The sequence below is a fragment of the Chryseolinea serpens genome, assembly GCF_900129725.1.
Taxonomy (GTDB): domain Bacteria; phylum Bacteroidota; class Bacteroidia; order Cytophagales; family Cyclobacteriaceae; genus Chryseolinea; species Chryseolinea serpens.
This window is the reverse complement of record NZ_FQWQ01000001.1, coordinates 290,308-313,654: the sequence shown is the minus strand read 5'-3', so window position 1 is coordinate 313,654 and position 23,347 is coordinate 290,308. Positions and strand designations below refer to the sequence as shown.

At 50.6% G+C, this 23,347-nt stretch carries 16 protein-coding genes and 1 pseudogene; 13 read left to right on the top strand and 4 right to left on the bottom strand.

Annotation, left to right across the window (positions count from 1 at the left end):
* The first annotated feature begins 26 nt into the window (after positions 1 to 26).
* Positions 27 to 1,504 (top strand): annotated as a pseudogene (locus BUB30_RS01175) (IS1182 family transposase).
* 129 nt (positions 1,505 to 1,633) lie between these two features.
* On the opposite strand, the gene BUB30_RS01170 reads toward BUB30_RS01175, so the two are convergent.
* The gene (locus tag BUB30_RS01170) at positions 1,634 to 2,068 is read right to left on the bottom strand and encodes a carboxymuconolactone decarboxylase family protein (RefSeq protein WP_073130129.1); all 435 of its coding nucleotides are present in this window, start codon (positions 2,066 to 2,068) and stop codon (positions 1,634 to 1,636) included.
* A 185-nt stretch (positions 2,069 to 2,253) separates the two neighbouring features.
* Positions 2,254 to 3,945 carry an ATP-binding protein gene (locus BUB30_RS01165; RefSeq protein WP_084137829.1) on the bottom strand — a complete coding sequence of 564 codons (1,692 nt, stop codon included), beginning with the start codon at positions 3,943 to 3,945 and terminating at the stop codon, positions 2,254 to 2,256.
* 222 nt (positions 3,946 to 4,167) lie between these two features.
* Between BUB30_RS01165 and BUB30_RS01160 the strand changes: the two genes are divergently transcribed.
* The 3 genes from BUB30_RS01160 (at position 4,168) to BUB30_RS01150 (ending at position 6,978) form a co-directional block, all read left to right on the top strand.
* Positions 4,168 to 4,974, top strand: coding sequence for a hypothetical protein (locus tag BUB30_RS01160; RefSeq protein ID WP_073130124.1), 807 nt, complete (start codon positions 4,168 to 4,170; stop codon positions 4,972 to 4,974).
* 129 nt (positions 4,975 to 5,103) lie between these two features.
* A complete protein-coding gene (locus BUB30_RS01155; RefSeq protein WP_084137828.1) occupies positions 5,104 to 5,898 on the top strand; it encodes an isocitrate lyase/PEP mutase family protein in 795 nt (264 codons plus the stop codon).
* A gap of 66 nt (positions 5,899 to 5,964) precedes the next feature.
* Entirely contained in the window at positions 5,965 to 6,978 is a 1,014-nt protein-coding gene (locus BUB30_RS01150) for a zinc-dependent alcohol dehydrogenase family protein (protein WP_073130121.1), read from the top strand.
* Between the two features lie 146 nt (positions 6,979 to 7,124).
* On the opposite strand, the gene BUB30_RS01145 is transcribed toward BUB30_RS01150, so the two are convergent.
* Positions 7,125 to 8,894: an SMP-30/gluconolactonase/LRE family protein gene (locus BUB30_RS01145; RefSeq protein WP_073134622.1), complete on the bottom strand. Its 1,770-nt coding sequence runs from the start codon at positions 8,892 to 8,894 to the stop codon at positions 7,125 to 7,127.
* Positions 8,895 to 9,265: 371 nt separating this feature from the next.
* Here BUB30_RS01145 and BUB30_RS01140 point away from each other — a divergent pair, with 371 nt between their 5' ends.
* The 5 genes from BUB30_RS01140 (at position 9,266) to BUB30_RS01120 (ending at position 16,653) form a co-directional block, all read left to right on the top strand.
* Positions 9,266 to 10,057, top strand: a complete 792-nt coding sequence (locus BUB30_RS01140) for a DoxX family membrane protein (protein WP_073130119.1) — start codon at positions 9,266 to 9,268, stop codon at positions 10,055 to 10,057.
* 186 nt (positions 10,058 to 10,243) lie between these two features.
* Positions 10,244 to 12,484, top strand: coding sequence for a catalase/peroxidase HPI (gene katG / locus BUB30_RS01135; protein WP_073130116.1), 2,241 nt, complete (start codon positions 10,244 to 10,246; stop codon positions 12,482 to 12,484).
* Positions 12,485 to 12,677: 193 nt separating this feature from the next.
* Positions 12,678 to 14,603: a tetratricopeptide repeat-containing sensor histidine kinase gene (locus BUB30_RS01130; protein ID WP_073130113.1), complete on the top strand. Its 1,926-nt coding sequence runs from the start codon at positions 12,678 to 12,680 to the stop codon at positions 14,601 to 14,603.
* Positions 14,604 to 14,675: 72 nt separating this feature from the next.
* Positions 14,676 to 15,839, top strand: coding sequence for an alpha/beta hydrolase family protein (locus tag BUB30_RS01125; RefSeq protein WP_084137827.1), 1,164 nt, complete (start codon positions 14,676 to 14,678; stop codon positions 15,837 to 15,839).
* A 160-nt stretch (positions 15,840 to 15,999) separates the two neighbouring features.
* On the top strand, positions 16,000 to 16,653 hold the full coding sequence (locus BUB30_RS01120) for a class I SAM-dependent methyltransferase (protein ID WP_073134618.1): 654 nt from the start codon (positions 16,000 to 16,002) through the stop codon (positions 16,651 to 16,653).
* Positions 16,654 to 16,771: 118 nt separating this feature from the next.
* Here the strand turns inward: BUB30_RS01120 and BUB30_RS01115 are convergent, their stop codons facing one another.
* Positions 16,772 to 17,602, bottom strand: a complete 831-nt coding sequence (locus BUB30_RS01115) for a 5'-3' exonuclease (RefSeq protein WP_073130110.1) — start codon at positions 17,600 to 17,602, stop codon at positions 16,772 to 16,774.
* Positions 17,603 to 17,696: 94 nt separating this feature from the next.
* Between BUB30_RS01115 and BUB30_RS01110 the strand changes: the two genes are divergently transcribed.
* From BUB30_RS01110 to BUB30_RS01095, 4 genes are all read left to right on the top strand, one after another.
* The gene (locus BUB30_RS01110; RefSeq protein ID WP_073130107.1) at positions 17,697 to 18,338 is read left to right on the top strand and encodes a carbonic anhydrase; all 642 of its coding nucleotides are present in this window, start codon (positions 17,697 to 17,699) and stop codon (positions 18,336 to 18,338) included.
* Between the two features lie 201 nt (positions 18,339 to 18,539).
* Positions 18,540 to 19,073 carry a response regulator transcription factor gene (locus tag BUB30_RS01105; protein WP_073130104.1) on the top strand — a complete coding sequence of 178 codons (534 nt, stop codon included), beginning with the start codon at positions 18,540 to 18,542 and terminating at the stop codon, positions 19,071 to 19,073.
* 54 nt (positions 19,074 to 19,127) lie between these two features.
* Positions 19,128 to 19,670 (top strand): DUF4199 domain-containing protein, encoded by a 543-nt coding sequence (locus BUB30_RS01100; RefSeq protein WP_073134615.1) that lies wholly within the window; start codon positions 19,128 to 19,130, stop codon positions 19,668 to 19,670.
* A gap of 634 nt (positions 19,671 to 20,304) precedes the next feature.
* Entirely contained in the window at positions 20,305 to 23,346 is a 3,042-nt protein-coding gene (locus BUB30_RS01095; RefSeq protein ID WP_073130101.1) for a SusC/RagA family TonB-linked outer membrane protein, read from the top strand.
* Position 23,347 lies beyond the last annotated feature (1 nt).

Below are 23,347 nucleotides of genomic sequence, written 5' to 3'. Positions count from 1 at the left end.
TCAAAAACTACACTCCCAACCAGGTGATGATACTTCCGCCAAGTTTGGAAGATCTCATCGACAAGAACCATCCGGTTCGTATTGTAAATCAGGTAATTGACAGGATAGACATTGATCCTTTGCTGAAAAAATTCAAGGGTGGAGGTAGCTCTAGTTACCATCCGCGAATGCTTCTGAAGGTGTTGGTGTATGGCAATCTGAATAATACTTACTCCTCTCGTAGGATGGAATCAGCTTTGAAAGAGAACATTCACTTTATGTGGTTGGCAGGCATGAACAAGCCAGATCACAATACCATTAATCGTTTTCGCAGTGAACGGCTGAAGGATGTATTAAAGACTGTATTTGGGCAAGTGGTGGAGTTACTAGTTGAAGCCGGTCATTTAAGTCTCAAAGAGATCTATACAGATGGGACCAAACTGGAAGCGCAGGCCAACCGCTATACATTTGTATGGGGCAATGCGATAAAAACCAGTAAAGCCCGCATGGAGGAGCAGCTGAAGGAGTTGTGGGCCTATGCCGAAGGTACTGCAGCCGAAGAGTTAAAAGATGAAACTCCTGAAAGCTTCGCCCCTGTGAGTGCAGAACAAGTAAAAAGCACCATTGATCGGATCGACCAAGCTTTGGAGGGCAAGGAAATATCTAAGAAAAAACGTCAGCAACTCAACTATGCGAAAAAGACCTGGCCACGTAATGTAGAACGCTATACCCAGCAGAAGAAAATCTTAGGCAAGCGCAACAGTTATTCGAAAACAGATCCGGATGCCACCTTCATGCGCATGAAAGAAGACCACATGAAGAATGGACAGTTAAAACCAGCTTACAATGTTCAATTTTCCAGCAATAATCAATACATCGTCAATTACAGCCTCCATCAAAACCCAACTGATACAACTACTTTAAAAAAGCATCTTGAAAGTTTTTATGGCTTATATAAGCAAAACCCTGTAGTATTGACAGCCGATGCCGGGTATGGATCGGAGAGAATTATTTACTGCTGGCAAAACGCAAAATTCAAGCCTATGTAAAACATAACCAGTTCGACCGGGAACAACACGGCAAACAAACCGACTGGTTTAAGAACGAAAACCTGGAATACGATAAAAAGAAAGACATTGTATATTGCCCGATTGGTGAACCGATGAAACGCATCGGTATGTCTACACGCAAAACAGCCAATGGGTTTACTCAAAAATTAACAACGTATCAGGCTTCCAAATGCAATGGATGCCCAATTAGAGATGTATGTCATAGCCAGAAAGGCAATAGAATCGTGGGCATTAACCATCGGCTAAGAAAACTCAAGGATCAGGCAAATGCCAGGTTAACCTCCGAGCTTGGCGTCCATTATCGCAAAAAGCGCCCAGCCGATATTGAACCGGTCTTCGCCAATATCAAACACAACAAAAACTTTAAACGATTTATGCTTAAAGGGCTTAATAAAGTAGAAATTGAGACTGGTTTGCTGGCTATAGCGCACAACCTGGCTAAACTGGCAGCCTGATTCTTCCCCAAGAATTTTTTCTTACCAATCTCTTTTAAAATCCCCTTATAGCCATCAAAAAACGAAAAAGCCGCCTCTTTACTTTTGAGACGGCTTCTTTTCATTTCAATCTCACCTCCACTATCACGGTTAGGCAGGCATGAGCTTGGTGGCAATGCCGATCCTGTTCCATGCGTTAATCGTGATAATGGCCAGAATCACCTGTGCCAGGTAGGTCTCGTCCAGCACCCTTGCGGCTTGCGCATAGGTCTCATCGCTTACATGGTTGCTAATTCGTGTAACTTCCTCGGTCAGGGCCAATATGGCTCGTTCTTCCTCTGAAAAGAGGGTCGTATCGCGCCAGGCATTAAGGGCATAAATGCGCTGTTCTGTTTCGCCGGCGTTGCGGGCTTCTTTGGTGTGCATGTCGATACAAAAAGCACAACCGTTTATTTGGGAAGCTCTGATTTTAATCAGGTCTTTATGCCTTCGGGTCAGCGGTGTGCCTTCAATAAATTTCTCCAGCCCCAGCACGGCCTTGTATCCCGAGGGTTCTACTTTGTCAATTTTAATTCGCGTTTTCATGTACTGATAATTTTAAGTGATTTTTTATGATCACAAAATTACAGCAGCGACAGGGGTGCTAAATATACCAATTACAAAATAAAGGGTAGTCCAGATGGGCTTGCTTGGGCCGGATGTTTTAGGGGCCAGGTTATAAGAAATCTAACGCAACAGGAGCTTATGGGTGTCGCTCGCCAGTGTCACGCCTATTCATCCTGATCCACAGGAATTGGCTTCGGCAACTCCGCCGGCACGGGCACAACGGAAGCGGGTAGTGCGATCGTGAAAACAGATCCTTCTCCATATGTCGAGGTCACTTCGAGCGTGGCGTCAATTTTCTTTGCGGCTTCGCGGGCGATATAGAGACCGAGGCCTGAACCATCGGACCGGTGACTGCCCCGAAAAAACATATCGAAGATCTTATGTTTCAGTTCAGGCCTGATTCCTTCACCGTTGTCTTCGATAGAAAACATCAATTTCTCTGCCTTCACCTGTGTGGACAACCGGATGAATGGCTTGCCCGTTTTATTTCTGAATTTGATGGCGTTGCTCAAAAGATTTTGCAGGATCATTTTCAACCGGCTGCGGTCGCTGATCACCCACTCGTGTTTTATCGCTGCATCCTCGAATGCAATCTCGTTAAAGCCGTCCGCGAACTGCAGGTTTTGAAAAACTTCCTGCGACAGGTCTTTCAGGTTCACCGGTTCGTGTGCCCCCTCCGTCCTTCGGTTCCGCGAGTAGTCCAATACCTCCGCCACAAAGGCCTCCAGCTTGTAGGCGCTTCTTTCAATCAGATCAAAATGGTGCCGGTGCTCGTTTTCCACCGTGGTCAGCCGGCTGATGGACACCAGGCCGAGGATAGATTTTAGTGGAGCGCTCAGGTCGTGCGACACGCTATAGACAAACCGGTCCAGTTCGCTGTTCATTTGATTGAGCTCATTGTTTCGCTCATTCAACCGTGCTTCGCTGAGTCTCATGTCCGACACAAGCCGGCCGGTGATGATCGTGAACACATACAAAAGCGCCGTGCCCAGTTGTGTTCTCAGCATCTGGCTCTCGGCAAAATGGGGAAGATAACCGTGGTGGATGGCCGCCGGGACCATGTAGGTGATGATGAGCATATAGGAATTCATCAGCACCGTGGCGCCAAAACCAAAACGCATCGCTACGTAGAGCGACAGTATTCCATTCAAAAACCAGTAGTCTATAAAATCCAGGAACAGGTTGATGACCGAGGCAATGATGGCAACCGTGAGAAATTCCAGCCATTGCACTTTCCGGAGTCGTGAATACTGCGACAGGTGTTCAATTTTTTCGCGATGAAGAAGTAATTCGCGCTTTGCCATCCATGGCGTAAGAAAGTGAAGCAACGGCAGCGACACGCAAAACGTAGATATAAAATCTCCGAAACCTGTCGTGATCAGCAGATTCCAATAGTTCTCCACCGGAGCGTCGCCGGCCAACATGAAAATGCTTTCCAGCATGAACTTGTAGATCACCAGAGGGATCATGATCCCGGTAATGAGGAAGTAGATCATTTGCTTGGTATCGGGCAACCAGATTTTTCCCGAAATGATCTTTACGAAAAACAACCAGGAAAGAGCGACAAAAACAGTTTCCGGCAAACCGTATACGGCCCAAAGCTCTACCCGGCTCAGACCCCACAGGCCTGCACAAGCGCTTGCATTGAGATAGAATGCCGGCAACACTCTCGGCCCCCACCAATACGCCAACGTTAAGCCAAAGGCCAGCGGGAGGTAAAGCAGCGATGTGCCGGTAGTGATTTTTGCTTCCAACGAGATCAGCGTGCCGAGGAAAAAAATCGGTAACGGTACTACCCAGGTCCACCAGGATAGTCTTCGATCGGAAGTTCCATTTGACGCCTCTGTTAATGACATACAGCGAGATCGAAAATATACTGTAAAATAAGCGATACAAGCTCCGCTTCCGAGGAATTGCGAGAAACTTTCCGGTGTCAGGTCTTCAACACCAACCCCCTAACGCAGACGGCGTTAATTGCGGCTTTTAGGCCCCTTTAACACGATTCCTTGTTCGCAAAATCACTGGATACAGGCTTGAAAAAATTCGGCCAGAGTCTTTATTTGCTATCTTTCCAACGTATGCTGATCGAAGAAAACGCACTCAAACATTGGATCGACAATTTTTATGGCTATGGGTCCTGGCAAGCCCGGTTCTGGTTTGTCGGCTATGAAGAAAGTGGCGGCGAGGTGCCCGAGGAAGTCGCCGACAAGGTCAACTATTTTAACCGTGTCCATGCGTCATCGGACGGCGCGCTCTGCGACATCCGCGAGCTCTACCGGCACGTCGCCATCCAGTGGGACGGCCCCAAAAAGAATTTGTTCACCAACCGTTATGAATACCGCTTCGATACAAACGCCATTCAACATGGCGTCTGGAAAAATCTCATCGCCTTCGAACACGGCTACCGGGGCGAGAAAGTTCCCGACGTTCTTGCCTACCAGAAAGATGCATTCGCTTCGCCAGCGACGCACAAGGAAGCATTGATCCCGCTCTATCCGTTGCCGAGTCCCCACAACCATGCGTGGTACTACAGCTGGCTCGACATGCCACAACTCGGTTTTTTAAAGAGCCGCGCGCTTTACCAGGAACATGCGTATCAACGACGCATGCAACAGATCCTCTCGAACATCAGCGCCTACAAACCCGAACTGGTATTGATGTATGGCATGGATAATATCATCACCCTGAAAAAAACCGTGCAAGCATTCTTCCCGGATGCGCAGTTCAAAATGATCAAAGCCATAAAACTACAAATCCCGCAGCACCACCGGGCCGACCTTCACGGAACGACGTTGCTGATCACCACACAAATCCCGGCGCTGCGGCATAACCGGATCGAAACGGGTTTTGATTGGGAGGCGTTTGGAAAAAGTGTGAGCCTTTGATCAAAGCCCCTGGGCACTTTGTCCAATTTAGCCCGCGACAATGTCCACTTTACACCCGCGCCCGAGGCGTAGGGTCGAATACATTTGCCTGGTAATCTTATAATCAATCACTCGCAAAACACCAGAAAGATGAAAGACCAGGACGAAACGACCCGTGTGACGGGGAATGCCACAACGCAGCTGAATGATTACAAAAAATTCCACGCTTTACACCACCAGGCAAAGCCACTGATCCTGGCAAATGCCTGGAATGCAAAAAGCGCGCAGCTCATAGAGCAAAATGGTTACGATGCCGTGGCGACATCCAGCGGCGCCATTGCCGATTCGCTCGGTTATGAGGACGGTGAAAAAATTCCGTTCGTTGAATTGCTCTATATGCTGCAGCGCATAAAATCGCGAACGACCATTCCACTGTCCGTTGATTTGGAGAGAGGATACGCCGATGATCTGAACGCCTTAACCTCAAACATTCAGAAACTCATCGACATCGGCGTTGTGGGCATAAACCTGGAAGACCGGCAAGGGGAAGAAATCTATTTGAAAAAATTAAGCAGCATTAAAAACTACCTGGAGAAAACCAGTCAGAAGCTTTTTATCAATGCCCGAACCGATGTTTTTTTAATGAAGCTTCCTTCACCACTTGAAACGACCTTGCGAAGAGCAAAACGCTATGCGGATGCCGGTGCCGATGGCCTGTTCGTTACCGCGGTTGCCGATGCGACGATCCTTAAAGAAATCACTGCTGCTACTCCCCTCCCAGTCAATGTCGTAGGCACGCCACAGCTTTCCTCGATCGAAACCTTGACGGAATGTGGCATCAAACGGATCAGCATGGCGGTGTTCTTATACCGGGCAACGTATCATCAATTGGAGAATGTCGTGAAGAATATCGGAACACAACATTCTTTTGCGCCGTTATTTTAGGTTCTTTGCCCAACCTACGCCATCCATAAACGTTGTTGTAAAATCTAAGGCGCATAAAACTTATATATGAAGTCCATACAACTAGAACAGTTTGACATCGCTCACCTGAAGCTTCGGGAGATCCCTACTCCCACCGTTGGGGAAAATGAAGTGCTGGTGAAGACCACCGCCGTATGCCTCGAGTTTCATGACCTGATCGTCGTGGAGAACAGGATCCCTTTTGGCATCCCGCTCCCCCACATTCCGGTTTCCGAAGGCGTGGGCATCGTGGAAAGCGTGGGGCACAAAGTGACCCGTTGGAAAAAAGGCGACCGGGTCATCATTCCGTTTATTTCCCGTTGGGAAGCCGGAAAAAATACGCCCTATAACGATCAGCTGCGAACCGGCTTTTCGCTTCCCGGGCTGTTGGCTGAATACAGCGTGCAACCCGAAAACACGTTGGTGAGAACCCCTGACAATCTCACCGATGAAGAAGCAGCCCCACTGTCGGTTGGCGGGCTAACGGTGTGGACATGCCTGGTTGAACAAGCCAACATTCGCGCCGGACAAACTATTTTGGTCCAGGGCAGTGGTGGCGTTTCCCTGTTCGCACTGCAGATCGCCAAGATGTTTGGATTAAAAGTGATTGCCACCACCGGGAGCAAGGAAAAGGAGCAGAAACTGAAAGACCTGGGAGCTGATGAAGTGATCAACTACAATGCATTCCCCGAATGGAGCACCGAAGTGAAACGCCTCAATGGCGGCATTGGGGTGGACGTTACCCTGGATGTGGCGGGCACCGATACCATTGAGCAGAGCATCCTCTCCGTGAAGCAACATGGCTTTGTGGGATTGATCGGCCTGATGACCGGCACGAAGCTGACGATCGATTTGGTTCCACTCATTACAAACTATGTTCGATTACAGGCGTATTCGGTTGGGAATGCACAGGAGTTGAATGATTTCGTAAAGGCTATCGAGAAGAACAATATCAAGCCTGTGGTGGATAGTGTTTTTCCTCTTGAGAACGTTCAGGATGCTTTTTACAGGTTTAAGTCGGGTAAGGCTTTTGGGAAGGTGGTGGTGGCGTTTGAGCGTTGAGTCGGTCCCCACATAGTCTCCTGCTTCGACGGCTGGACATAGTCCCCGCATAGTCTCCTGTCTCAGGGACTATGCGGATTCAAAAAAAGCTAAGCCCCCGAGGCGGGAGACTCAGCTTCGGCGGCGGGAGACTTATCTTCGGCGACTCACAGTTTCGGGTTGTCGGGCTTTATCGGTTTTTCAAAATTATTAGCCCCTTTCACTTTCAGCTTTCGCTTAAATACCTTGTCGTGGCAGGTGACATAGAGTATATCAAAATCAGGGCCTCCGAAACAGAGATTGGAGGCCTGGCCTTTTGTTTTGGGGATGGGGAGGATGGCGTTCACCCGGCCCAATTGATCCATCACCTGGATGCCGCTGAGGCTGGTGACGTAGATCCGGCCGGCCCGGTCGCATTTCAAGCCATCGCTCCAGGCATTTTCGTCTTCGTCGCGTACGTGAAGCCAGCCGTATTTTTGTTTGTGCGATAAGGTGCCGTCGGGTTGGATCTGGTAAACCCATACCCAATGGGTTGCCGATTCCGTTACATAGAGTTGCGTTTGATCGGGCGAGAGACAGAGGCCGTTGGCAAGTTTCAGCCCTTCATCAACGATGCTCTTCTCGCCGTTGGGTTTGATGAGATACAATTTACTGGGACGCTCCCGGCCGTCGGGCGACGTGACGTATAGGTTCCCGTTAAACGAAATCGAAACATCGTTGCCCGGCGTTTCCGCAGCCACCACGGTGTAGCTGCCAGGTGTCTTATACAGATGGACTTCTTTTGTGGGCGGTTCCGACCATCCGCCCGTGATGGTGATCATGTCGCCGGCCGTGGAGAACGTTGTGCCGCTGGCCTTTTTTGAATCGGCGATGTACACTTCGGGTTTGCCATTGGGACCGATCTTATACGTTTTTGCATTGGGGATGTCCTGAAAAAATACCTCGCCCTTTGCATTCACCGCGATGCCCTCGGTGAATCCGTAGTTCTCACCCACCAACTCCCAGCCTTTGTCCTCGGCCAGGATGTCTACCAGGAATTGATTTTTGCTTTGCCCCGTACGGATCGGTTTGGGATAGTCTCTCCACAGCCAGCGCATCGCTTCCGGAAAGACGGAGGTGCCCTGCTGGCCATTGTGCCCGCCGTTGCCCCAGACATGGTTAACGTCGTAGCCCGCAAAGGTCAACGCCCGTTCCATCGATTCGTTGGCTTTCCACCAATCGCCTGCGTAGATATTGAGATCGCTGGCCCCATCCTGCATAAAGATGCGTATGGGCTTGGGTTCGTGTTTTCTCACCAAGATATCATAACGGTCGGCGCCACGCAGTCCAACATATGTACCGATGGCACTGAATACTCTTGAAAACTCCTCCGGCAACGTCCACGCGGCCGTGAACGCACAAACGGCCCCGCTGCTGGACCCGCCGATCGCCCGGTCGTTGCCGTTATGCGAAAGGCGCAACGGTCTGCCATCGGTTGCTTTCTGACGCTCGACAAATGGAAAAACCTCATCCAGCAAAAACCGTCCGTACTTGTCCCCTAGCCCATCATACTCAAAGCTTCTATTGAAACGGTCAAGCGCTTCATTGCTCTTTGCCAATACTTTTCCGGGCGTTACAAAAATGCCAATGGTCACGGGCATTTCGTTCTTTGCAATGAGGTTATCAAAAACCGTAGGCGCCTTCCACTGGATGCCATCCTGGTTCACATAAACACAGGCGGGTTTATCGCCTTTGTATTGAGTCGGTATGTACACGCTGATCTCGCGCGTCGTTCCCGGAAAGATCCTGGATTCTTCAAATGTGAACTTCAGAATCTCCCCTTTTGGCACGCCGGCTTGTTCTTCGGAGGCCGGGTCGACCGGATAGGTTTCCGGAGTGGATTGTGCCAGGACGCGTCCGGCAAAAAGAAAAAGCAGGATGAATAATGTTCCTTTCATGATATAAGCTTTCAAACTTTAGAGAATACCCTTCTACAATTTACACAAAAGGAGTACAGGTTACGCCGGAGGTGAATGGTGCACGTTGATGATGCTTCTTCCGACGCTCGTTCACGAGAGGGCATCCCTGGCAGACTGGCGCGCCGGGCCAATGCATCATCCGATTCCAGCTTTCCTTGACTTTGGGTATGCGTAACCCGGGCGTTGTGTCTCTGGGTGGAGCTCGCCCCTGTTGCAGGTCAACCCTGCAACGACCGTACCCCCCAACCTATGTGAGTTTGCCGTGTACAGGCCAACAACGCTCCCGAACCCGGAGACTATGTTATGACGATTTGTTATCTTCATCACACTCAATAAAACCATCGGATCGTATGGGAACACTATTGAACCTCGGCCGCATTTTCTATGGCATCGTCATCATGGAGATGGGGTTACATGTGCTCTACTATCATGATTTCCCCTACATGCTCTTGCCTCCAAAACATTCCGGGATGCCCGGCCTGGCCGTGATCGCCGCGGTTTCCGGCATCCTGCTGGTTTTGGCTGGAGCTTGCATCGTGTTTGAAAAAAAGACCCGGCCCGCTGCGCTCCTGCTGGGAAGTGTGCTGCTGTTGATCTTCTGTTTTTACTTTATCCCCTATCAACTTATGGTCAGCCCAAACTACATGCATTTTGGAGATTGGGAGAATGCCGCAAAAGAACTGGCCTTGTGCAGTGGCGCCTATGTCATCGCCGGCGGCTACCCGCAAAAAGGTGAAAGCCCACTCTTCCGGTTCCTGGCGAAGCCCATTCCTTTCGGGTCCATGCTGTTTGCCATAACCATCATCAGTTTTAGCTTCGATCATTTTCTTTATGCCAACGAGGCAGCAGACTACGTTCCATCGTGGGTGCCCGCCCACGTGTTCTGGATCTATTTCACCGGCCTGGCACTACTCGCCTCGGGCATTGCTATTATTCTGAACATAAAACGCAAACTGGCCGCCACCCTTTTAGGCGCGATGATTTTAACATGGTTCGTGATTCTCCACATCCCCAGGATCGTCGTATCTCCCCTGCCTTACCTGGCGAGCGAGATCACCAGCGCCGGCATTGCCCTCGCCTACAGCGGCATCGCGTTCATCGTCGCAGCGAAGTCTCCCGCCTCGGGGACTTCGCTGCTTTGAAGTTTCACAATACGTAATGTGGCTTGCCTCTTAGTCCGCATGGTCCCTGAGACAGGAGACTATGCGGGGACGGACTATGCGGGGACCATAGATAGAACCTATATGCCAATAAAAACCATCGATTTGATTTATGCCCCATGGGGTGGTAATATTGTTCGGATTCTAAAAACAACCCTACATAAAGCAATGGAAAACAGAACATCGACTACATCGAAAGTATTGAATGTCAACGACAGCGAAGCCAAGTGTCCGTTTCATGGTGGAGCACTCCAGAAAACCGCTGGCGGGGGAACGAGAACCCGCGACTGGTGGCCCAACCAGTTGAAGTTGAACATTCTTCGTCAACAGTCTTCTTTGTCCAACCCCATGGACAAGGCGTTCAATTACGCGAAAGAATTCAAATCGCTCGACCTGGCTGCCGTAAAGAAAGACATCTTTGAACTGATGACCACATCGCAGGACTGGTGGCCTGCCGATTACGGTCACTATGGTCCCCTGTTCATCCGGATGGCCTGGCACAGTGCCGGTACGTATCGCGTCGGCGACGGTCGTGGGGGTGCCGGGGCGGGACAGCAACGCTTCGCGCCGCTCAACAGCTGGCCCGACAATGCCAACCTCGACAAGGCCCGTTTGCTGCTCTGGCCCATCAAACAGAAATACGGCAAGAAACTTTCGTGGGCCGACCTGATGGTGCTTGCCGGCAACTGCGCGCTCGAATCCATGGGCTTCAAGACCTTCGGTTTTGCCGGCGGCCGCGAAGATGTCTGGGAACCACAGGAAGAAGTGTATTGGGGTTCGGAGACCACCTGGCTGGGAGACAATCGTTATACGGGCGTGCGCGAGCTTGAAAATCCGCTTGGCGCCGTTCAGATGGGGCTCATCTATGTGAATCCACAAGGCCCCAATGGAAAACCCGATCCGGTAGCCGCCGCACGCGACATTCGCGAGACCTTTGGCCGGATGGCGATGAACGACGAAGAAACCGTCGCCCTTATTGCCGGTGGCCACACCTTTGGTAAAACGCACGGCGCAGCTGATGCCGAAAAATATGTTGCCGTAGAACCCGCAGGAGCAAGCATCGAAGAGCAAAGCACCGGCTGGAAAAATTCGTTCGGCACTGGAAATGGTGTTCACACCATCACCAGCGGCCTGGAAGGCGCCTGGACCACCACGCCCACCAAATGGAGTAACAACTTCTTCGAGAACCTATTTGGGTTCGAATGGGAATTGGCAAAAAGTCCCGCCGGTGCATTCCAGTGGAAACCGAAGGGCGGCGCCGGTGCAGATACCGTACCGGATGCGCACGACAAGTCGAAGCGACATGCCCCCACGATGCTCACCACGGACCTAGCCTTGCGCGTGGACCCGATCTATGGCCCGATCTCCAAACGTTTTTTCGAAAACCCCGCCGAGTTCGCCGACGCTTTCGCACGCGCGTGGTATAAGCTTACGCACCGCGACATGGGACCCCGCGCCCGCTACCTCGGACCGGAAGTGCCCGCAGAAGTGTTGATCTGGCAAGACCCGCTTCCGGCAGTCACACACAAACCGATCGATGCCAACGACATCGCTACACTAAAAACCAAAATACTGGCCTCGGGGCTGACGGTATCGCAACTGGTATCTACAGCCTGGGCGTCGGCATCGACGTTCCGTGGCTCGGATAAACGCGGCGGTGCCAATGGCGCGCGCATTCGTCTCGCGCCACAGAAGGATTGGGAAGTTAATGACCCTGCCCAATTGGCGATGGTGCTCAAAACGCTGGAAGGCATCCAAAAGGACTTCAACGGTGCGCAGTCGGGTGGCAAGAAGGTTTCTCTTGCCGACGTGATCGTGCTCGCCGGATGCGCGGGTGTTGAGAAGGCCGCGAAAAATGCCGGTCACACGGTGACGGTACCCTTCACGCCGGGGCGTGTTGATGCATTGCAAGAACAAACCGACGTAGAATCTTTTGAAGTGCTCGAGCCGGCGGCCGACGGATTCCGCAATTACCTGAAGGAAAAACACGTTGCCTCGGCCGAGGAATTGCTGGTCGACAAGTCACAATTGCTGACGCTGACCGCTCCGGAGATGACCGTCCTGGTGGGTGGCCTGCGCGTGCTGAACACAAACTACGATCATTCCCAACACGGCGTGTTCACCAAGCGCCCGGAAACCCTTACCAACGACTTCTTTGTGAACCTGCTTGATTTTGGCATCACCTGGAATGCCTCTTCGACCTCTAAAAACGTGTTTGAAGCGCGTGATCGCAAGACGGGCAAAGTGCAGTGGACCGGCACACGTGTGGATCTCATCTTTGGCTCTAACTCAGAACTGCGCGCCATCGCGGAAGTTTATGGATGTCAGGATTCGGGCGAGAAGTTCGTACAGGACTTTGTAGCGGCTTGGGCGAAGGTGATGAACCTGGATCGTTTTGATCTGGCGTGATGTCAGGATCGTATTTGAAAAAATGTTTAGAGGTGGCCTGGCAACGGGCCACCTTTTTTATGTGATGAACGGTCTGCCTACATTTCCTTCCAGCAAGGCACTCTCAATTCAAAGTGGCAAAAACAGATGACGAACATGATTATTGAATTATATTTACTGCAACGTTCTATTCGCCGTACCCAGACCAGAGATCATGATGCGAAACCCTGTTATTTTTGCCGTTTGGCTTTTGGCCGCCCTTCTCCCCTTTTCCGTCCACGCTCAGAAAGCGGAAAAAATTGAACGACTAAAATCAGAACTTAGCCGGGCCGCTTCCGATACGGCAGAAATTGGAATTCTGCTCACCCTGGCGATGACCTATGAGGGCTACCAGATGGATTCCGCCATGGCGTATGCACTGGAATCACTCGAAAAGTCGGAACGGATCAACTACACGAAAGGCCGTGCCGACGCCATGCTCCACATCGGACGGCTCAAGCGCGACCAGAACAAAGAGGTGGAGGCGCTCGGCCACATGTTCGATGCCCTCAAGCTCTATCGTGAAATCGGCGACAACGTTCAGATCGCCAATTCGCTCAACGACATCAGCATCATTTATGCGAACTCGGGCGACTTTAAAAATTCACTCGACTATTTCAAGCAAGCGCTGGAGATCTTCAAACAAACCGGTGATGAAAAAGGAGAATCGTATGCGCTCAATAACATTGGCATCATCTACCAGGAAATGAAAGATGAGGCTTCGGCCAAGGACTACTTTATCCAGTCGCTGAATATCAAGATCAAGCGCAAAGATCTCTATGGCATTTCCAGAGGCTACACCAACCTGGGCTCGATTGCCGAAACCCACCAGGCTTGGGATGAGGCGATGGGTTACTATAAAAAAGCCGACAGCATCTATCGCCTCACAAACGACAAGCAAGTCCAGGGACCGAACTACCTGGCCATGGCCCGGGTGAAACAGGGTGAGGGAAAATTCGCCGAGGCGCGAAAACTCGCATTACGGGGTTTTGAAATATCAAAAGAGATCAACGAACTGTCTACCATGTCGCGCTGCAGCAAGCTCATTGCAGAGCTCGACGAGCACGCCGGGAATTACAAATCTTCGCTTGCCTATCAAAAAATATACAACCAGCTGGCCGACAGCCTGAACAACAAGAACCATAAGGCTACATTGGAGGAGCTCAAGGGAAAATTCAACGTAGAGGAAAAGGAACGCGAAATCGTCCTGCTCAAAAAAGACAAGGAACTTCACGAGGCCAGGGCGAGAAACAACGCACTCGTCACCTACACGCTGTCGGGCAGCATTGTGTTCCTGTTGCTGATCCTGGGGCTGATCTACTATGCCTATCGCACCACCAAGACGGCCCGCGACAGTCTCGCCAACAAGAACAAAGAGATCGAACAACAGAAAGATGATCTCGACAAACTCAACAAGGACAAGGACCGGTTCTTCTCCATCCTGTCGCACGACCTGCGTTCGCCTTTAAATTCACTGAAAGGGCTTTCGTATCTCTTGTTCAACCACGCCGACAGCCTGACCGCCGATGAAACAAAAGACATCAAGAAGAAAGTGGATACGTCGCTTGACAACCTCACAGAATTGATCAACAACATCCTGGAATGGTCCATGACCACCTCCAAGAAAAGGATGTGGACCTTCGACAAGCTCAATACTTCAACGGTGATTCAAAAGAACATCTCCCTGTATAAATCTATTGCTGAGAGCAAGGGCGTAAGGCTGGTTCATCCCACAGGCGATGAGGTTTTTGGCTACGCCGATTTTCAGGCGATCGATACCGTGATCCGGAATCTGATTTCCAACAGCATTAAATTCAGTCATCCGAACAGCGACATCACCGTGAAGGCAGCGGTGAACGGAGACACCGTATTGATTTCCGTGCGAGACCAAGGCATTGGGATGCCCGCCGATATCCAGGAGAAATTGTTCACCATGAACCGATCAAAAACACAAGCCGGCACGAAAAATGAGAAGGGCACCGGCATTGGGTTGCTGTTGTGTAAAGAACTCATGAAAGAAAACAACGGCGATATCTCCGTGAAAAGCAGCCCGGGAGAAGGAAGCGAGTTCTTTGTTTCGTTCCCGGTGTTTGTCGGATAGTACTTCCGTGAATTTTGTATCAGAGGCTAATTCGTAAAACCGGCAATTCTGGAGATTGTTTATCTTAGCCTAATGGACAAAGTGAAATCGGCGTACCCTGGCGCCCGTAAAAAAACATTTTTGCTTCTGACCGCTGTTGTGCTCCTGGTGGTTGCCGTGACGGGTTACTTTTATTTGAAAAATTCAGGACGTCCAAACCGGCCACAAGAACCGACAGGTCCATTTCCCTACCGGGCCGAAGAAATTTCCTTCAACAATGCGACGGCTCATATCACGCTTTCCGGCACGCTGACTGTCCCCGATAATGCGAGTCAAAAATACCCGGCCGTGATACTCATCTCTGGCTACGGACCACAAAACAGGGACAGTGAATGGATAGGACATAAACCGTTTTTCATCTTGGCCGATCACCTGACCCGCCTCGGAATTGCTGTGCTCAGATACGATGATCGCGGTTTTGAAAAGTCAACCGGGGATTACCCATCAGGCACCTCGCTGGATTTTGCCACTGACGTGGAGAGCGCTGTTCAGTTCCTGAAATCAAGAAAAGAGATTGATGCTGAAAATATCGGATTGATAGGCCATAGTGACGGCGCCATGATTGCGCCGATGGTTGCGACAAGATCAACTGACATCCGTTTTATCGTCATGCTGGCAGGACCGGGTATCCCAGGAGGCGAACTGTTAGCGAAAAGGCAAGAATTGCTTGAACGGAAACTGGGAAAGCCCGAAAGCGAGATTCAGAAATCAAAAAAATACATGGAGACGCTAACGGGGCTAATCGTCAACTCGGAAGATGAAAAAAGCCTCAGCATCGCGTTGCAGAAATTTGCCCTGGAAACTAAAGATCAGATTCCGGCCGATCAGTTACCGGCCGGCATGACGAAAGACGAATTTATTTCACGCCAGATCACTATGTTGACAAGCCCTTGGTTCAAATATTTTTTGACCTATGATCCAAAAGCAACTTTGGAGAAAGTGAAATGCCCGGTGCTTGCCCTTACGGGCGATAAGGACGTTCAGGCACCATCCGTTGAAAATCTACAGGCGATTGAAAGCGCGCTGAGGTCGGGAGGAAATACTGACGTTAGCGTAAAAGAGTTACCGGGTCTGAATCACATGTTTCAAGAATGCCATACCGGAATGATTGACGAATACGTGAAAATAGAGCAAACATTTTCACCAAAGGCATTGGATGAAATATCCCAATGGATCATACACCATGTCAAACGATAGTCACCACTAACAATCATCCCCCAAGACTGGGGAGCAAGCACAAAGCTTTTTTTACCGCTCAGAACGAATGGGCAACAAACCTTTTCGACAAACGTAAATATTGCCGGAACGAAACCGAACCGACAACAGAGACCGCGTAGCACCAATCAAAAAAAGCAGTATGATGAGATTTGTCAGGCGCTTCAAGGATTTGGGGATGGAAGGCGCACAAGTGAATTACTACGACAAGATTTCCCGCGAATACCGGATCCGGGAAATAAAGGAGGAGGCAAAAGAGGTAGCCCGGCATATCAAAGATGGCGATGCCGTGCTGGAAGTAGCCCCGGGGACGGGCCATCTTTCCATTGAACTAGCCAAGTTGGGAAAATATAAGATCACAGGCATGGACATCAGCAAGGACTGCGTGACCATCGCCTCCGACAACGCAAAGCAAGCCGGTGTTGCCGTTGATTTCTTACAAGGCAGTGCGTCGGCGATGCCTTTCCATGACCGCACCTTCAATTTCATTATTTGCGTGCTGGCCTTTAAAAATTTCAAGGAACCGATAAAGTGTTTGAATGAATTCAACCGGGTGTTAAAACCCGGCGGCACCGCTTTGATCATGGACTTGAACCGGAATGCTTCGCGGGAAGCGATGAAAGCGTTTGTAAACAATTTTGGACTCAAGGGCATTAGCGCATCCATCGCCAGTGTGATCCAGCGGAACGGGGCTTACACCCGAAAAGAATTTGAAGCCTTTATCTTGCAAACCGATTTTAAGGAATATAGTATAAAGGATTCCAGTATGGGGTTTTCCATATACTTAAAAAAATAGAATTCACCGCAGGTCAACCGCGAGCCGTATCACTGACGTCTAACATCGGCTTCCCCTTCACAGCAAATGTGCTTCGAAAAATCGGCTCGCTCAAAGCCGTTGATCTTCCTGATTGTCATCAAGCCACTTTCGCCGCTAAGGCGTTCGCCCGGGCCAGCAAACGAGGCTCCCCTATTTTTGTCGTGAGCTCAGCGAAAGCCGCTGTGGGGCCAAGCCAACGGAGTTCATCGACATCGCTAAAGAGTGTTGCATCGGTCCTCAGCGTGGCGAGGCGTTTGAACAGCAAGGCCTGTTCGCGTTGTTCGGCCAGCACCTTTTCCGGGAAAACCTCGATGGGACCATATTGGTTCAACAGCTGCGCCGCGCCGGTCTTTCCGATGCCGGTGATGCCGGGATAGCCATCGGCACTGTCGCCGACAAGCGCGAGAAAATCGGGAATGAGTGATGGAGGCACACCAAACTTTTTGCGCACCGCGTTGGCGTCCCGGATCGCTTTGGCCCGCCGATCGATCTGCACGACCCGGTCTTCGCGTACGCATTGGGCGAGATCCTTATCGGGTGTCCAGATGCAAACTTTCAAAACGCGGGGATCGGCCGCCGCCAGGTGCGCTGCAGAGGCCAGCGCATCGTCTGCCTCCAGCTCCACCATCGGCCATACCACCACCCCCATCGATGCCAGGGCTTTCTCCAGGGGATGGAATTGCCTGACCAGCGCCGGCTCCATGCCTTCGCCGGTTTTATAGTCGGGCCAAAGATCATTGCGAAAGGATTCGATCACGTGATCGGTGGCGACACCCACGTGGGTCGCTCCCTCGTCGATCATCTGCAACACACCATTCAACACACCCGCCATGGCGCCAAAGGATTTGTCCTTGCCTTTGTTGAAGCTGCGCAGGCCGTAGAAGTGGCGGAAGAGCTCGTAGGTGCCGTCAATGAGATGAACAATCATGGCGTAATTAGGTGTATCAATTTTGAAAAAACCATTTCCCGCCCGATAATTGCGGATTACTTAATCAATTTATTGGAGCCTCACATTGTAATTTATGGCATTATATCACCAGATCTTCAAAAATAACAGCAAGTGGATCACAAATAAAAAAGCGGCTCACCCCGATTTCTTTAAAAATCTGGCGGAGGGACAAGCACCGGAAATCTTATATATCGGTTGCAGCGACAGCCGTGTGGGCGCCGAAGAACTCACGGGAACCCAGCCCGGGCAAATGTTCGTGCACCGGAACATCGCCAACCTGGTCCCGAACAATGACAATAGCTCGCTGGCCGTTGTTGAGTATGCCGTGGTGCATCTGAAGGTTAAGCACATTGTGGTGTGTGGCCATTATTTTTGTGGCGGTGTGAAGGCGGCCATGCAAAGCAAAGACCTGGGTGTGCTCAACCCCTGGCTCCGAAATATCAGGGACGTTTACCGGCTGCATAAAAATGAATTAAATCAAATTACCAACGTTGATGAGCGCTACAACCGGCTGGTCGAACTAAATGTGCAGGAACAATGCATAAATGTTATTAAAATGGCGACCTGGCAAAAATCGTACATCAAGAATAAATCTCCATTGATCCACGGCTGGGTTTTTGATGTTTCTACAGGCAAGTTGATCGACCTGAAAATCGATTTCCCGAAAATACTTTCCTCTATCCAGGAGATCTATGATCTGACCAAAGAGGTTTAGCGCACATTCTTTACTCATCTATACATTAGCCTCCCATTGAAGGATTTTCCAACGATGGGCCTAAGCTGTCCTTTTGGCGCAACATCGAAATGGTTTTGTTGCAGCCCTTGGTGGAAACTGGATTAGCCGACGCCGTGACCCTCGATTAACCCTGTCATGCTGTAGCAATTGTAGACGACATTTCAGAAATTGCAACAAGCAATGACCTTCTTAAAACACCTATACCACAAACTGCGCCACATCGTTTTGTACGGCGCGCTCATGGCCCTCCTGGTGTTTGCCCTCAAGTGGCTTCAATGGAAGTACCTGATCACGGACAATGCGTCGGATGTTTATGTTGGTCTGATCGCCATTTTTTTTACGCTCCTGGGAATCTGGGTAGCCCGGCAGCTGATCAAACCCAAAATACAAACCGTCGTTGTCGAAAAGGAGATCTACCTGAGCCAACCCGTTGATGCCAGCATTAACGAAACCGAGCTGGCGAAATTCAACCTGACCACCCGCGAATACGAAGTACTGCAACTCCTGACACAAGGCTCCACCAATGCGGAAATTGCGGACAAACTAAGCCTCTCCCTTAGCACGATCAAAACCCATGTGTCGAATCTGTTTGTAAAAATGGATGTAAAAAACAGGACGCAGGCACTTGAAAAAGCTAACCGGTTGAAAATCACGCCCCAGGCAAACTCATCCTTTGGTATGAATTCGCCAAAGACGGGAAACTTTGGTACTTAAGTATGAAGCCGCCCGGTGCCCGGGATTGTAGGTTTGTTTAAAAAACAAGATACCATGAAACGAAACGTCTTCATTTTTGGATTGATCCTCGGAACAATCATAACCGGGCACATGGTCTACATGGTCAATGTGATCTGTAACAACCCGGATTTTGAAAGCAACGATGTGATAGGCTACACGGCCATGGTCGTTGTTTTTTCACTGACCTTCTTTGGAATCCGGAACTACCGCAACCAGGAACTCTATGGTGTGATTTCCCTGGGCAGGGCGTTTAAAACGGGCGCGTTGATTGCTTTTGTGGGCTCGACCATGTATGTGGTGGTTTGGCTGTTTTACTACTACCTGTTGATCCCCGACTTTTTGGACAAGTACACCTTACATGTCATCCACCAAGCCACTAGAAACGGGGCCACGGCTTCGGAGTTGGCGGACAAGGCGAAAGAATTGGAGCAGTTCAGAGAGATGTATAAGCGTCCGGTGTTTGTCGTTTTGATTTCTTATGCTGAAGTACTGCCCATCGGGCTGGTGGTGGCGTTTGTTAGTTCACTGATTTTAAAAAGAAAACCTCCGACCGTTCCGGTCGTCGAAGCTAAATAGCACCATAGCGGGATAAAGCCATAGTCGTTATGGCGCTGGTGCAAATCTTAAAACTGACTGCAAATGAATTCAATAGGTTGACGAATGGATAGAACACAGTTCGTTCAGTTGGAAGGCTTCGTTTGGAGCAAGCGTTACGTTTTACAGGTATACTCCCTATCCCGGTTCAGGGCTAAAGCCCTGGCGCTATAGTAAGTCGTAACCTCCAGCCTAAAGGCTGGGGTTACTAAATTACAATTTCAATTTTAAAACAAAGCCTGCGACCGCGGATGGGTCTGTCCCACAGCCTGGATAACAAAAAAACGGGGACGTAAATTATCCACCGTCACCCCTACAACTTTTTTACATTTTTATACTATTTTTTTTGAGGGCTCCACTCATCCCCTATGGGCGCGTTTTATTTTTCTAGCCGATCAATGCACACGTTTGTTTACTTCTTCATAACATTGTTGACTTAATCACAACATTGCTTTAAATTCCGTAACACATTCGTTTCATTCATTTGTCGAAATTTTAGCCCGTGTCCCAAAAGCCTAAACCATCGATAGCGTTCAAGCCATCATCTTTTGGGCGGAGCCAAGCTAGAAATCCACTTCAAGCATTCCTAAGAAAACTACAAACCAACAATTTAACTATGCATAATACATTTACATTTCCCCCGCTAAAGGGTCTTGTCCTTTTAGCTGTAGCGGGGCTGTGCAGTTTTGCCACCCGGGCCGACAGCTTCGAGACAAGAACGCCCGTAGCCACAGAGACCGCTGTCGCGAACATCAGCGGTAAAGTATTGGATGAGACCGGTGCGCCCCTACCCGGCGCCACGGTGGTCGTGAAAGGCACCAACAACGGTACCGTTACCAACAGTGATGGTGCATTCACACTCGAAGCCGACATGGGCAGTGTGCTGGTAGTTTCGTTTGTGGGATATGCCAGCCAGGAGATCACGATCAACAGCGCAACGCTGGAAGTAAAAATGTTAGCCGATGCTTCAACCCTCGAGGAACTGGTGATCGTTGGTTATGGCGATCAAAAGAAATCGGATGTTACCGGGTCGGTAGCACAACTCACCTCTGAGAATTTTCGTCAGGGTATCAACACCTCGGCCGACAACCTGATCCAGGGGAAGATCGCCGGTGTACGCGTCGTGAACAGCAGCGGTGAACCCGGGGCTGGGATGGACGTTGTGATCCGGGGTGTCGGATCCATCCGCAGCGGCAGCACGCCCCTCTTCGTGGTGGACGGTGTGCCCCTCTCCAACGACAACGCGAGCCCTACCGGCGACAACATCGGCTTCGGTGCATCGGCCGCCAAAAACCCGCTCAACTTTCTGAACACGACCGACATCGAGTCGATCAACGTGTTGAAAGACGCTTCCGCTGCCGCCATCTACGGCGCCCGAGGTGCGAACGGCGTGGTGATCATTACCACCAAAAAAGGCTCGAAGGGAAAAGGCACGTTGACTGCCGACAGCTATGTGGGCTTCTCGACCGTGTCTAAGAAACTCGACCTGCTTTCGGCCGACGAATATCGCGGTGTCATCAAAGATCCCAACTTCGATCACGGAGGCAACACCGACTGGCAGGATGTGATCATGAGAAAAGCCGCGAGCAACAACCAGTCGTTGTCGTTCGCCAAGCAAACCAACTCCGGCAACTACTACGTGTCGCTGGGCCGCATGGAGCAGCAAGGCATTGTAGGGAACAGCAACTTCTCGCGCCTTTCGGCTCGTATCAACGCATCGGAGTCTTTCCTGGACGATGAACGCTTGAAGATCGCCGTGCACCTCACGGCCAGCCAGACCCGTGACCGTGCGATCCCTACCAGCGACGATGGCGGCTCCAACGGACAGATCATCACCCAAATGCTGATGGCCAATCCCACGTACCCGGTATATGCCTCCGATGGCACCTACACCAACTTCAAAGCCAACGCCTACTACAATCCCTCCTACCTGTTGAGCCTGTACGACGATGTGACCAAGACCACGCGCGTACTCGGCAACATTGAAACTTCCTTCCGCATTGTTAAAGGACTGGAATACAAATTGAACGTCGGTATCGATCGCTCCTTAGGGGAGCGGAACGCAACGCTCTATCCCAACATCATCGACATCAATCCTACCGGGCGTTATTCACAAAGCAATACCGAGTCGACCAACACCCTGCTCGAGCACTACCTGACCTATAACACTTCCTTGGGCAAACACAAGTTTGACGTGCTGGGTGGTTTTTCCTACCAGAAATTCGACCGGTCCGGTGGCACCTGGGGCTTAGCGGGCATCGCGGCACAAGGTCAGGGTGTTCCTCCCGAATATAACCCCGGCTACAAGGGCACTCCCCTGCCGCCTACCGGCTATAGCCAGGAGAATGAGCTTCAGTCCTATTTCGGTCGCGTGAATTATTCATTCGACGACAAGTACCTTTTCACCGCTTCCATGCGCGCTGACGGTTCCACGCGTTTTGGAACAAACAATAAATACGGTTACTTCCCTTCGTTCGCCGCGGGCTGGAATTTCACTCACGAGAATTTTATGTCGAACGTGACGTGGCTTTCGACCGGCAAACTTCGTGCAAGCTGGGGACAGACCGGTAACCAGGACGTGCAGAACAAGATCACGCAGGCCAGCTATTCCTTATCGGGCGCCGACGGTTACTACCTCAACAGCGACCTCGCGCTGGTCAACGGTTTGTCGATCACGCGTACACCCAACCCGAACCTGAAGTGGGAAGTGTCTACACAAACTGACTTCGGTCTTGATTTTGGTTTCCTAGACAATCGCCTCTATGGAACCATCGACTATTTCAATAAGACCACGACCGATGCGATCCTCTACATCCCCTCCCCCGTGCTCAGTCCTACACCGAACGTGTGGGTGAACATCGACGGCAAGATCGTGAACACCGGTGTTGAAATGATGCTCGGCTACCGGATCCTGAACACCAATAAGATCACGTGGTCCGTGGATGTGAACGGTGCTACGCTGCACAACGAGATCAAGGACCTTCCTGTATCGCAGATCTATTCCGGTATTGTTTCGGGTACCGGTCTGACCGACGTGTGGGCCAACATCTACAAGAGTGGCTATGCCGCCGGTTCATTCTACCTGCTGGAACACGATGGCTTTGATGAAAACGGAAAGGATAAATTCAAAGACAAGGACGGCGACGGTGTCATCACCAACAACGACCGTTCGATCTTCCACGGTGCACTGCCGACTTTCTCGTACGGCCTCAACTCGCAATTGAAATATCTCAATTTCGATTTGTCGCTCTCCTTTATCGGCCAATCGGGTGGCTCGCTCATCAACAACACCGCGGTGGGTGCGATCAACGTGAACAACCTGAATTCGGACCGGAATACAAGCCGCGACTACGCCCATTCGGGTGCTAACATCACCAACCCGCCACGCCTTTCCACTTTGTATATGGAGAGCTCCAACTTCTTCCGGTTGAACAGCGCGCGCCTGGGCTATACGTTCAGAACAGCAAAACTCAATTGGCTTGACAACGCCACCCTGTATGTGACAGGCCAAAACATCTTTACGATCACGAACTACACCGGCTTCGATCCCCTGATCAACAGCCCGAAAGCGCTCAGTGGTAACCAGTCGCTGGGTATCGACTACCCTCGCTATCCCACTGCCAGAACATTCACTGTAGGTCTATCCATAAAAATCTAAC

Excerpts from the sequence above, each read along its gene's own strand:
- BUB30_RS01140 (WP_073130119.1), top strand. The coding sequence starts at position 9,266 with ATGGGAACACTATTGAACCTCGGCCGCATTTTCTATGGCATCGTCATC.
- BUB30_RS01110 (WP_073130107.1), top strand. The coding sequence starts at position 17,697 with ATGGCATTATATCACCAGATCTTCAAAAATAACAGCAAGTGGATCACA.
- BUB30_RS01125 (WP_084137827.1), top strand. The coding sequence starts at position 14,676 with ATGGACAAAGTGAAATCGGCGTACCCTGGCGCCCGTAAAAAAACATTT.
- BUB30_RS01115 (WP_073130110.1), bottom strand. The coding sequence starts at position 17,602 with ATGATTGTTCATCTCATTGACGGCACCTACGAGCTCTTCCGCCACTTC.
- BUB30_RS01105 (WP_073130104.1), top strand. The coding sequence starts at position 18,540 with ATGACCTTCTTAAAACACCTATACCACAAACTGCGCCACATCGTTTTG.
- BUB30_RS01130 (WP_073130113.1), top strand. The coding sequence starts at position 12,678 with ATGATGCGAAACCCTGTTATTTTTGCCGTTTGGCTTTTGGCCGCCCTT.
- katG (WP_073130116.1), top strand. The coding sequence starts at position 10,244 with ATGGAAAACAGAACATCGACTACATCGAAAGTATTGAATGTCAACGAC.
- BUB30_RS01155 (WP_084137828.1), top strand. The coding sequence starts at position 5,104 with ATGAAAGACCAGGACGAAACGACCCGTGTGACGGGGAATGCCACAACG.
- BUB30_RS01100 (WP_073134615.1), top strand. The coding sequence starts at position 19,128 with ATGAAACGAAACGTCTTCATTTTTGGATTGATCCTCGGAACAATCATA.
- BUB30_RS01145 (WP_073134622.1), bottom strand. The coding sequence starts at position 8,894 with ATGAAAGGAACATTATTCATCCTGCTTTTTCTTTTTGCCGGACGCGTC.
- BUB30_RS01120 (WP_073134618.1), top strand. The coding sequence starts at position 16,000 with ATGATGAGATTTGTCAGGCGCTTCAAGGATTTGGGGATGGAAGGCGCA.
- BUB30_RS01150 (WP_073130121.1), top strand. The coding sequence starts at position 5,965 with ATGAAGTCCATACAACTAGAACAGTTTGACATCGCTCACCTGAAGCTT.
- BUB30_RS01165 (WP_084137829.1), bottom strand. The coding sequence starts at position 3,945 with ATGTCATTAACAGAGGCGTCAAATGGAACTTCCGATCGAAGACTATCC.
- BUB30_RS01095 (WP_073130101.1), top strand. The coding sequence starts at position 20,305 with ATGCATAATACATTTACATTTCCCCCGCTAAAGGGTCTTGTCCTTTTA.
- BUB30_RS01160 (WP_073130124.1), top strand. The coding sequence starts at position 4,168 with ATGCTGATCGAAGAAAACGCACTCAAACATTGGATCGACAATTTTTAT.
- BUB30_RS01170 (WP_073130129.1), bottom strand. The coding sequence starts at position 2,068 with ATGAAAACGCGAATTAAAATTGACAAAGTAGAACCCTCGGGATACAAG.